This window comes from Streptomyces sp. NPDC093544 (assembly GCF_040683495.1).
Taxonomy (GTDB): Bacteria; Actinomycetota; Actinomycetes; order Streptomycetales; family Streptomycetaceae; genus Streptomyces.
The window spans coordinates 17,191-27,949 of sequence record NZ_JBFBEA010000055.1; the positions used below are offsets into that span (position 1 = coordinate 17,191).

8 protein-coding genes are annotated in these 10,759 nt (G+C 69.0%); 3 read left to right on the forward strand and 5 right to left on the reverse strand.

The genetic code is table 11. From position 1 onward, the window contains the following. Positions 1-6 precede the first annotated feature (6 nt). Both AB0N66_RS41515 and AB0N66_RS41520 read right to left on the reverse strand, forming a co-directional pair. Positions 7-1,194 (reverse strand): lipid-transfer protein, encoded by a 1,188-nt coding sequence (locus tag AB0N66_RS41515; RefSeq protein ID WP_365445861.1) that lies wholly within the window; start codon positions 1,192-1,194, stop codon positions 7-9. Positions 1,195-1,222: 28 nt separating this feature from the next. Beyond that, on the reverse strand, positions 1,223-1,651 hold the full coding sequence (locus tag AB0N66_RS41520) for a zinc ribbon domain-containing protein (protein ID WP_365445881.1): 429 nt from the start codon (positions 1,649-1,651) through the stop codon (positions 1,223-1,225). Positions 1,652-1,932: 281 nt separating this feature from the next. Between AB0N66_RS41520 and AB0N66_RS41525 the strand changes: the two genes are divergently transcribed. Further along, positions 1,933-2,475 carry an NUDIX domain-containing protein gene (locus AB0N66_RS41525; protein WP_365445864.1) on the forward strand — a complete coding sequence of 181 codons (543 nt, stop codon included), beginning with the start codon at positions 1,933-1,935 and terminating at the stop codon, positions 2,473-2,475. Between the two features lie 43 nt (positions 2,476-2,518). Here AB0N66_RS41525 and AB0N66_RS41530 read toward each other — a convergent pair whose 3' ends face one another. Beyond that, the gene (locus tag AB0N66_RS41530) at positions 2,519-4,885 is read right to left on the reverse strand and encodes a TIM-barrel domain-containing protein (protein WP_365445867.1); all 2,367 of its coding nucleotides are present in this window, start codon (positions 4,883-4,885) and stop codon (positions 2,519-2,521) included. A 213-nt stretch (positions 4,886-5,098) separates the two neighbouring features. On the opposite strand from AB0N66_RS41530, the gene AB0N66_RS41535 reads away from it, so the two are divergent. Both AB0N66_RS41535 and AB0N66_RS41540 read left to right on the forward strand, forming a co-directional pair. Next, positions 5,099-7,066 carry an acetoacetate--CoA ligase gene (locus tag AB0N66_RS41535; RefSeq protein ID WP_365445870.1) on the forward strand — a complete coding sequence of 656 codons (1,968 nt, stop codon included), beginning with the start codon at positions 5,099-5,101 and terminating at the stop codon, positions 7,064-7,066. A 120-nt stretch (positions 7,067-7,186) separates the two neighbouring features. Beyond that, positions 7,187-8,077 (forward strand): hypothetical protein, encoded by an 891-nt coding sequence (locus AB0N66_RS41540; RefSeq protein WP_365445873.1) that lies wholly within the window; start codon positions 7,187-7,189, stop codon positions 8,075-8,077. A 68-nt stretch (positions 8,078-8,145) separates the two neighbouring features. Here the strand turns inward: AB0N66_RS41540 and ptsP are convergent, their stop codons facing one another. Further along, positions 8,146-9,816: a phosphoenolpyruvate--protein phosphotransferase gene (ptsP, locus tag AB0N66_RS41545; protein ID WP_365445875.1), complete on the reverse strand. Its 1,671-nt coding sequence runs from the start codon at positions 9,814-9,816 to the stop codon at positions 8,146-8,148. A 77-nt stretch (positions 9,817-9,893) separates the two neighbouring features. Beyond that, the gene (locus AB0N66_RS41550) at positions 9,894-10,343 is read right to left on the reverse strand and encodes a PTS glucose transporter subunit IIA (protein ID WP_365445878.1); all 450 of its coding nucleotides are present in this window, start codon (positions 10,341-10,343) and stop codon (positions 9,894-9,896) included. Between the last annotated feature and the right edge of the window lie 416 nt (positions 10,344-10,759).

A 10,759-nucleotide genomic window follows, 5' to 3' on the forward strand; every position in this document is an offset into this window, starting at 1 on the left:
CCGGGATCACCGCACGGCGACGACCGCCGAACCGTGCCCGAACAGCCCCTGGTTAGCGGTGATCCCCACCCGGGCCCCCACGACCTGCCGGTCGCCGGCGGAGCCCCGCAACTGCCATGTCAACTCGCACACCTGGGCGATGGCCTGTGCCGGAACCGCCTCCCCGAACGAGGCCAGCCCGCCACTCACGTTCACCGGTATTCGCCCGCCCAGCGTCGTGGCACCTTCCCGGAGCAGCTTCGACGCCTCGCCCTCCGCGCACAGCCCCAGGTCCTCGTACCACTGCAACTCCAGGGCCGTGGACAGGTCGTACACCTCGGCGAGGGAGAGATCCTCGGGACCGATGCCCGCTTCCTCGTACGCCGCCCGTGCGATGGACGCGCGAAAGGTGTCGGCCGGGGGTTCCACCGCGACCGCGGAGTCCGTGGCGATGTCCGGCAGATCGAGCACGGTGTTGGGGTAGCGCGGCGTCACCGTGGACACCGCACGGATCCGCACGGGATCCGCTGCGCCGTGTCGTCGCGCGAAGGCCATGCTGGACAGCACGACGGCCGCGCCGCCGTCGGAGGTGGCGCAGATGTCGAGCAGCCGCAGCGGATCGGCGACGACCGCCGAGCCGGCGACCTCCTCGGCAGTGACCCTCTTCCTGTACCTCGCATTCGGATTCAGGGCCCCCAGGGCAGCGTTTTTCACCTTGACCTGCGCGAAGTCCTCGATGGTGTCCCCATGGACGGCCATCCGCCGTCGCGCGTACAACCCGAAGTACGTCGGATTCGTCGCCCCCAGGACGCGGAACCGCAGCCAGTCCGGATCGTCCTGCCTGTCGCCGCCCGCCGGGCGGAAGAACCCCTTGGGCGCAGCGTCCGCCCCCACCACGAGCACGACATCCGCGAGACCCGAAAGTATCTGCGCCCGGGCGGTGTTGAGAGCCTGCGCTCCCGACGCGCACGCCGCGTACACACTCGCGACCCGTGCCCCCTGCCAGCCGAGAGCCTTCGCGAACGTCGCCCCCGCGACGTACCCCGGATACCCGCCGCGCACAGTGTCCGCACCCACGATCGAGCCGACATCCCGCCAGTCCACGTCGGCGTCGGCGAGCGCCGCCCGCGCCGCCACGACCCCGTACTCGACGAAGCCGCGCCCCCACTTGCCCCAGGGGTGCATGCCTGCGCCGAGCACCGCCACCTCACTCATGCCGCCACCCCCGTACGCCACACGCCCCTCATGACGTCACCTCCGTCGGCCGCCAGTGCCACGTCGTCCAGGTCGTTTCCTCGTCCTCGTTCAGCACACCGGGGACGACCTCCACCTCGATGCCCACCGCCAGATCGGCGACGGTGATCCCGGCAACCGTCTGACCGAGTACGACGATCCGCTCGTGCTCCAGCTCCACAGCGATCAACGCGTAGGGTTCCCACGAGAGTTCCGGATCGCTCACATACGGTGACGGTGGCCGGTACCGGCTGTCCGTGTACGACCAGACACGGCCGCGCCGCGACAACGGCACCTCGTTCAGCTCGCCGCCGCCCGGGCAGCCCGGATTGCGGCAGAAGACGTCCTCGCGCGGGAAGAAGACCGAGGCGCATGCCGAGCAGCGCGTACCGAGGAGACGGAAGCCGTCGCCGTCCCCGGTGAACCATCCGGCGACCACAGGTGTGCGTGAACGCGACAAGACCCCTCCATGACGCTGGATCTGACGGAACGTCAGAAGTGTGCCACGGGCAACGGGAATTGGGCAGGGCGTAGAGGAGAACCGCGGAGGCCTCCCCGGCGTCGGAGTATCGGTAGGGACGGCCGGGGCCCACGGGGGTGGTTCCGGCCGCCCCTCGCAGCCCCAGGTGCACGAGCCGCGTCCCGTCGGCTCACGGTACGCAGCCCACTAGCCGGTTGCTCCTGAAGATGTCCCCCAAGTGATCGGATACAGTCCGCGGCGTGTCCGCATCCCTGTCCCCGCATCCGCCCGCCGACTTCGCGCCGGATTCCCACTGTTCGAGCTGCGGAGCGCCTTACGGAGAGGGCGTCTCCGGCTGGCCCCGCACCTGCGCCGGCTGTTCCACCGTGGCCTACCGCAATCCACTGCCGGTCGCGGTTGCCCTCCAGCCCGTGTACGACGCCCAAGGCACCTCCCTGGTCGTGATCACCCGGACCATCAACCCCGCGCGCGGGGGCATCGCCCTGCCCGGAGGGTTCATCGACCACCAGGAGGACTGGCGGCACGCCGTCGTCAGGGAGCTCAGGGAGGAGACGGGCATCGAGGTGGCGAGCCGGGAAGTACGGCTCGCCGATGCGATGAGTTCCCCGGCCGGGCACCTGCTGCTCTTCGGGCTCCTCCCGGAACGCCCGGCCGCCGAACTCCCGCTGTCCACCGCGACCGACGAGACAGAGGGCTGGCACCTGCTGCGCAGGCCGGCCGAACTCGCTTTCCCGCTACACAGTTTGGCGGCGCAGGCATGGTTCGAGGGGCGGTACATCTGAGGCGCCCGCGCGTCTGAAGGTGTGCGGGGGCGCTCAGCGGCCGTTACAGCGCCCGGAGCCCCCGCACCCGCACCGGATACGCAGGTTCACTCAGGCCGCCCTCTCCCTCCCGCTGTACGACCACCTGCGCTCCCTCCCAGCGCGTCACATAGCGCTCGATCTCCGGCTCGTCCCACCCGTCGCCCGTGTCCGGCACGACAAGCCCGCCCCCCACACGCCCTCGCGCGGGAGCCCACACCTCAAGCTCCAATCCACCATGGGCGCCCCGAACGGGCACGACGGCACCGGCACGCGCCAGCACCGGAATCCGCGACAAGGGGGAGTCGATCAGCACCTGGGCCGGCCCTTCGTAGGCCTCCTCAGTGACCGTGTCGTACCAACGCCCCCGTGGCAGCTGTACCGCGCGCCGGTCCGCCCCGTGGTCCAGCACCGGCGCCACCAAGAGGGAGTCACCGAGCAGGAAGGCGTCCTCACATTCGCGCAGCGCCCGGTCCTCGGGCGCGCCCCACCACATGGGCCGCACATAGGGTGCGCCGGTGCGGCGAGCCAGATGCGCCAGTGTCATGAAGTACGGGAGCAGCCGCCGCCGTTCGACGAGCGCCACGCGCGCGTGCTCCAGGACGTCGTCACCGAACTCCCAGGGCTCTCTGCGCCCCGCCCGCAGACTCGCGTGCGTACGGAACAGCGGGAGATACGCGCCGAGCTGGAACCACCGCAGATACAGCTCGGGCGAAGGACTCCCGTCGAAGCCGCCCACATCGGGCCCCGAGTACGGCACCCCGCACAGCCCCAGCCCCAACACCAGAGACAGTGACGCCCGCAGCCCGGGCCAGCCGGTGGCGACATCCCCGGACCAGGTCCCTCCGTAGCGCTGCATTCCGGCCCACCCGGAGCGCGAGAAGACGAACGGCCGCTCCTGGGGCGCCAGTTCACGCAGTCCCTCATACCCGGCCCGGGCCATGCCCAACGCGTACACGTTGTGTGCCTCGCGGTGGTCACCACCGCGGTCCTCCAGGGAGTGCCGGGCCGAGCGCGGCAGCGTCGACTCCCCGAAGGCCGTGAACGACGTCGGTTCGTTCATGTCGTGCCAGAACCCGGCGAAACCCTGCGCGAGCCGCTCCTCGTAGAGCCCGCCCCACCACCGTCGCACGCGCGGGTTCGTGAAGTCCGGATAGACCGACTCTCCAGGCCATACGACACCTCGCACGAGCCTCCCCGAGGCATCCCGGACGAAGGCGTCCGCAGCGATGCCACTGTCGTACACCGCGTTGCCCGGGTCCGCCTTGACCGCCGCGTCGACGATCGACACCAGCCGGACGCCGTCGCGCCGCAGCTCCTCCGCGAGCTCCGGCATCTTCGGGAAGCGTTCCCGGTCCACCGTGAACACCTGGTTCGCGTCGTAGTGGTCGATGTCCAGGTGGACGGCATCGAGCGGAAGGCCACGCTCCAGGTAGCCCGCGACGATCCGCCGCACTTCCTGCGCACTGCCGAAACCCCACCGCGCGTGATGGTGCCCCAGCGCCCATTCAGGCGGTAGCGCGGGCGCCCCGGTGAGTGAGATCCAGGCGTGCAGCACGCGCGCGGGGGTGCCCACCATCACCCAGCAGCGCAGTGGGCCACCGTCCATACGCAGCTCACACGACCCCGCCCTGTCGTGCCCGGAGCCGGCGCCCTCCTCGCCCTCACGCAAGGTCACCGTGCCGTCCCACGAGGTGTCGTGGAACACGAGATGGGTGGCCGCGTCGGCGACCACCAACTGCACGGGCATGGTGAGGTACAGGGGATCGTCGCCGGGCGTGAAGGCCTTCCCGGGATCCGTGTTCCACAGCCGGTAGGTCCCATTGCGCAGCCGAGGGCCCGCCGCGCGCCCTCCCAGACCGAAGAACCGCGCGTCGGCGGCCACCTCGGAGCGCTGCATCCAGCGCGCCGCGCCGCCGCCGACCGGCTCCCACCAACGGGGTGGCAGATCGCGGCGCAGCATCACGCCACCGGGGGTGCGTACCTCGACGGCTCCGTGCCGCGACACCACGACCGTCGCCCGTTCGGAGACGACCCGCCAACCGCCGTCCTTGTCGGGCTCCAGGACGGCCCGCGGGTCCGGCTCCGGACAGTGGCCCGCGAGCGCGTACGACGGCTCGGGGTCCGCCCCGTCCCATCCCCAGAAAATCGCCCCGTTCACCGTGACCGTGATCGTCAGCTCGGAGCGAGTGAACCGGACGACTCCACCGCCGGGGCTCGGCACCACGCCCCGCACCGGCCCTGGCACCCGGGCGCGTTCGGCGCCCCGCGGTGGCAGCCCGATGGCATCGGCACGCTTCCTGCGCCACGCGGCTCGCACGGTACGCAACCCCTGGGCCGCCCCCGCCGAACCGACCGCCTTCACCGAACGCACCAGGTCACGACCGTTCATGCTGCTCAGCCTGCCATTGTCGAGGCCATAAGTGTGAGTCGTTCAACTGCCGTTCACCCGTGGCCAGACCACATCTTCACGTCGGCGACTATGTGTGGTTCACCCTGGTGCCGAAGTCGATCACATGGCATCGTCCATGGCAGCCGCGTGACGCGCACACCCCAGCTCGTGCGCGACAGACGCCCACGACGCGCACAGCCCGGGAGCCGCCCCATGTCCACCTCCAACCCCTCACCGCTCTGGCAGCCCACCGAGGAACGCATCGCCCAGGCGCAGATCACGAAGTTCCAGACCTGGGCGGCCGAGCGACACGGAGCCCCGGCCGAGGGCGGCTACGCGGCACTGCACCACTGGTCCGTGGACGAGCTGGACACCTTCTGGAAAGCCGTCACCGAATGGTTCGGCGTACGGTTTTCGACCCCCTACGCGCGCGTGCTCGGTGACCGTTCCATGCCCGGCGCCGAGTGGTTCCCCGGGGCGGCCCTCAACTACGCCGAGCACGCTCTGCGCGCCGCCGCCACCCGTTCGGACGAACCCGCGCTCCTGTACGTCGACGAGACCCATGAGGCGACCCCGATCAGCTGGTCCGAGCTACGACGCCAGGTCGGCTCCCTGGCGGCCGAACTGCGCACACTCGGCGTACGCCCGGGGGACCGAGTCTGCGGCTACGTGCCGAACATTCCGCAGGCCGTGATCGCCCTCCTCGCCACAGCCGCCGTGGGCGGTGTGTGGACGTCCTGCGCCCCCGATTTCGGCGCCCGCAGCGTCCTGGACCGCTTCCAGCAGGTCGAACCCGTAGTGCTCTTCACGGTCGACGGCTACCGCTACGGAGGCAAGGAGCACGACCGTCGCGACACCGTCGCCGAGCTGCGCCGCGAACTGCCGACCCTGCGCGCGGTCGTACACATTCCCCTGCTCGGCACCGAGGTTCCTCAGGGCGCCCTGGAATGGTCCGCCCTGACCTCCGCCGACGTGGTGCCCGTCTTCGAACAGGTCCCCTTCGACCACCCCTTGTGGGTGCTCTACTCCTCAGGCACGACCGGCCTCCCCAAGGCGATCGTCCAGTCCCAGGGCGGCATCCTCGTCGAGCACCTCAAGCAGCTCGGTCTGCACTGCGACCTCGGCCCCGAAGACCGCTTCTTCTGGTACACGTCCACGGGCTGGATGATGTGGAACTTCCTGGTCTCCGGGCTCCTCACAGGCACCACGGTCGTCCTGTACGACGGCAGCCCCGGCTACCCGGACACCGGCGCCCAGTGGCGCATCGCCGAACGCACGGGAGCGACACTCTTCGGCACGTCAGCCGCGTACGTCATGGCGTGTCGTAAGACAGGTGTCCGCCCCTCCCACGACTTCGACCTCACGCGCGTGCAGTGCGTCGCCACCACCGGCTCGCCCTTGCCGCCCGACGGCTTCCGCTACCTCCACGACGAGGTCCGCGACGACCTGTGGATCGCCTCCGTCAGCGGCGGCACCGACGTGTGCTCCTGTTTCGCGGGCGCCGTCCCGACACTGCCCGTGTACATCGGAGAACTCCAGGCCCCCGGCCTCGGCACCGACCTCCAGTCCTGGGACCCCAGCGGCAAACCCCTCATCGACGAAGTCGGTGAACTCGTGGTCACCAATCCGATGCCGTCCATGCCCATCCGCTTCTGGAACGACCCCGACGGCACCCGCTACCACGACAGCTACTTCGACACGTATCCCGGAGTGTGGCGCCACGGCGACTGGATCACCGTCACCTCGCGCGGCTCCGTCATCATCCACGGCCGCTCGGACTCCACGCTCAACCGCCAGGGCGTGCGCATGGGTTCGGCCGACATCTACGAAGCCGTCGAACGCCTCCCCGAGATCAAGGAGTCGCTCGTCATCGGCGTCGAACAGCCCGACGGCGGCTACTGGATGCCCCTCTTCGTGCACCTCGCCCCCGGTGCCGCACTCGACGAGGCCCTCCTGACCCGCATCAAGCAGACCATCCGCGAGCAGCTCTCGCCGCGCCACGTCCCGGACGAAGTCATCGAAGTCCCCGGCGTCCCCCACACCCTCACCGGCAAGCGCATCGAGGTCCCGATCAAGCGCCTCCTCCAAGGCACCTCCTTGGAAAAGGCGGTCAACCTCGGCTCCGTGGACAACGTCGAGCTGCTGCGCTTCTACGAAGACCTGGCCCAAAGCCGCGCCTGACGGACGTACGCCACGACAGACCGCCACCCCGCGATGTGGCGAACTGTCCTCGCCCGTCGGCGTTGTCAGTGCCTCCAGTTACTGTGAGTGAGCATTGATCGACTGCGCACAGGGGGAAACATGGCGCACACCCAGCACCAGACCATGCGACGCGTCCTGCGCCGCGAAATCGCGGGCACCATCGGCCTGTTGACCGACGAACAGGACTTCACGGCGATGCGGCGCTACCGCACGTTCGCCTTCGATGACCACACCACCTACCTCCAGCAAGTGGAATCCCTGCTCAGGACCCTCGCCGCCCAGGGCGGCCACACCACAGTGGCGCTCTTCGACCCCGAGGAATACGCCGAGTTCTGCGCCGAGAGCGGCCTGGAACCCGACGCTCCGTCGAGCCGCACACGCTTCACAGCTGAACTGGCCGCGACGGGAGCCACCGTCATGTACGAGGGGCAGCCCCTCGACGAACTCGTCCCGGACCTCGTCGACGAGGCCGTCCGCCAGGCGACATGGGAGTACGCCACCACCCTCCTGGCCCGTATCGGCAACTGCGCGTCCTGCGGCGAGGACATCGGACGCGCATCCTTCGCCCAGGCCTCTCACCTGCTCAGCCGCATTCTCGACACTGCGGGAGCCGGCGATCTCCATCTCGTGTGCAGCGTCTCGGCAGCGCCCGAAACGCTCGTCGCCGTGCTCCGAGCCGACGACAACGCGGGCACCCTCCACCTCGACGAATCAGATGCCCTCGAATTCAGCACTGTGCTGGCCCTCGGGATCGCCACCCGAAGCGCAGGGGGACTCGTCATGCGCACCACCGCTCACGACACGACCGACCACATCTATGGATGGCGACTCCGCGGTGATGGCCTGGAGCCCCTCACCGCGGCAGAAGTCTTCGATGCCTATTGCACCGATGCCGCTTCCGGGGACCTGGTTTCCCCGGAATCAGGAGTCGACTACTGCGTACCACCCGACCTCGGAGAAGGAGGAGGAATGACGGGTCACACGCACTGAACGCGTAGGGGCGCCCCACCGGCAGGTGGGGCGCCCCTAGGCAACAGTCGAACGACGACGCGGTCCGGCTACTCGCCGGACAGCACCGCCTGCGCCGCCGTGCGTGCCTCCTCGGCCGTGTCCGTCGCGCGCGCAGCGGCAGCGGCACGCTCGCACTGCGCCAGCGTGTACTTGGCGAGCGTCGTCCGAACGTAAGGAATCGACGCGGCGCCCATCGACAGGGAGGTGACCCCCAGACCGGTCAGCACACACGCGAGCAGCGGGTCCGACGCGGCCTCACCGCAGACACCACAGCTCTTGCCCTCGGCTTTCGCCGCCTCGGCGGACAGTGCGACCAGGTCGAGCAGTGCGGGCTGCCACGGGTCCTGCAGACGGGACACCGCACCGACCTGCCGGTCGGCAGCGAAGGTGTACTGCGCGAGGTCATTGGTGCCCAGGGACAGGAACTCGACTTCCTGAAGGATCGAGCGCGCCCGCAGCGCGGCCGACGGAATCTCCACCATCGCGCCGAACTTCGCCTGCAGGCCGGCCGCCCGGCACGCATCCGCGAACGCCTTGGCGTCGGTGCGGTCCGCGACCATCGGAGCCATTACGTCGAGGTAGACCGGCAGCCCCTCCGAAGCCTTGGCGAGGGCGGTCAGCTGTGTACGAAGCACATCAGGGTGGTCGAGCAATGAGCGGAGACCCCGCACACCCAGTGCCGGGTTCGGCTCGTCGGCCGGAGTCAGGAAGTCGAGCGGCTTGTCCGCGCCCGCGTCGAGCACACGCACCACGACACGGCCCTCGGGAAACGCCTCGAGAACCTGCCGGTACGCCTCGACCTGCTTCTCCTCGGACGGCGCCTTCTTGCTGTCGTCCAGAAAAAGGAACTCGGTACGGAACAGACCGACGCCCTCAGCACCGGCCTCGAGAGCGGCAGGCACGTCAGCCGGGCCCCCCACATTGGCCAGCAGCGGCACCTTATGGCCGTCAGACGTGGCACCGGGACCGGTAGAAGAGGACAGCGCCGCCTTGCGCTTTGCCGCAGCGGCCTCCAACTCTGCCTTCTTCTCGGCGCTCGGCTCCACGAAGATCTCACCGGTGCTGCCGTCCACGGCGATGACCGTGCCCTCTGCGATCTCGCCGGCACCAGGCAGTGCGACCACGGCCGGAACGCCGAGTGCTCGCGCCAGGATCGCGCTGTGGCTGGTCGGCCCACCCTCCTCGGTGACGAAACCGAGCACCAAAGTGGGGTCGAGCAGCGCGGTGTCCGCCGGCGCGAGGTCACGAGCAATAAGGACATACGGCTCGTCGCTGTCCGGCACACCAGGCATGGGCACCCCGAGCAGCCGGGCGACGATACGATTCCGCACGTCGTCGAGGTCGGCCACACGACCGGCGAGATACTCACCGGCGGCGGCCAACAGCGCGCGGTAAGCAGCGAACGCGTCATAGACCGCGCGCTCGGCGGTGCTGCCGACAGCGATCCGCCGTTCCACATCGGACATCAACTCGGGGTCCTCGGCCATCATGGCCTGCGCCTCGAGCACCGCCTGAGCTTCGCCCCCCGCCAGATTGCCGCGCGCAACCAGGTCCGCTGCCACATCCTCCACGGCCTTGCGGGCACGCCCCTGTTCGCGCTCCGCGTCCTCTGTCGGGATCTGCTTGGCCGGCGGTTCAAGAACCGCTGTTCCCATGTGCCGAACCTCGCCGATCGCCACACCGTGGCTCACGCCGACGCCTCGCAGCGTTGTCTCCATCTCACCCGTCTCCGATAGTGCGGCGGGTAGCGCCGCTGCGGTGGTTGTCCTACTTGTCGTCTACGTCGGCGCTGACGTCACTGCCAGCCGAAGAGCTCGTCTCCGGCCTTCACATCGCCGTCCTCGCGGACGTCGGAGAGGGACTCGGCCGTGGCTTCGAGCGCCACGATCGGGCACACCGGGGACTTGCCGGCCGCCTCGACGGCAGCGGGGTTCCAACGCACGACGGCCTGGCCACGCGCCACGGTGTCACCCTTGTTGACTAGGAGCTCGAAGCCCTCGCCGTTCAACTGCACGGTGTCGATACCGAGGTGCGTGAGCACACCATGGCCCTCGCCGTCGACGACGACGAAAGCATGCGGATGAAGCGAGACGATCACTCCGTCCACGGGGGCGACAGCCTCCGAGGGTTCACGCACGGGATCGATCGCCATGCCGGGGCCGACCATGGCCCCGGAGAACACGGGATCCGGTACCGCGGCGAGTCCGATGGCGCGTCCTGCAAGAGGGGACGTCACGGTGGTCATGGGAAGCCTCCCAGGGGTGGAGATTGATATGGGCCGTCACTACCTGTCCCGGACGGCACACTGCTCAGCAGGGTATGTCATATGAAGTGCTGGTTCTCTGCGAGAGGACCCGGTTGGCGGCCGTAGAGCAGAGCGGAAACGATTTGCGCCCGCTCCAGCGCCCCATGTAGAGTCGTGCTCCTGCTTGGGGCCGAGCGACGCGATCAAGTGTCCTTGCCCGGCAGCACTCAACTTGTCAGATCCTATCTCGAGGTCTGGTTCTGCATGTCCGCAGAACCGTGGTCAGAGAGACGGAAATTCACTGATAGAGTTTGAAACACAGAAGGGAAACGCCCGGAGGAAAGCCTGAGAGAGTCTCTCGGGTGAGTACGAAGGAAGTGTCCGTTCCTTGAGAACTCAACAGCGTGCCAAAAATC

Coding starts and splice junctions, on each gene's coding strand:
- AB0N66_RS41535 (WP_365445870.1), top strand. CDS start 5,099: ATGTCCACCTCCAACCCCTCACCGCTCTGGCAGCCCACCGAGGAACGC.
- AB0N66_RS41550 (WP_365445878.1), bottom strand. CDS start 10,343: ATGACCACCGTGACGTCCCCTCTTGCAGGACGCGCCATCGGACTCGCC.
- AB0N66_RS41515 (WP_365445861.1), bottom strand. CDS start 1,194: ATGAGTGAGGTGGCGGTGCTCGGCGCAGGCATGCACCCCTGGGGCAAG.
- ptsP (WP_365445875.1), bottom strand. CDS start 9,816: ATGGAGACAACGCTGCGAGGCGTCGGCGTGAGCCACGGTGTGGCGATC.
- AB0N66_RS41540 (WP_365445873.1), top strand. CDS start 7,187: ATGGCGCACACCCAGCACCAGACCATGCGACGCGTCCTGCGCCGCGAA.
- AB0N66_RS41530 (WP_365445867.1), bottom strand. CDS start 4,885: ATGAACGGTCGTGACCTGGTGCGTTCGGTGAAGGCGGTCGGTTCGGCG.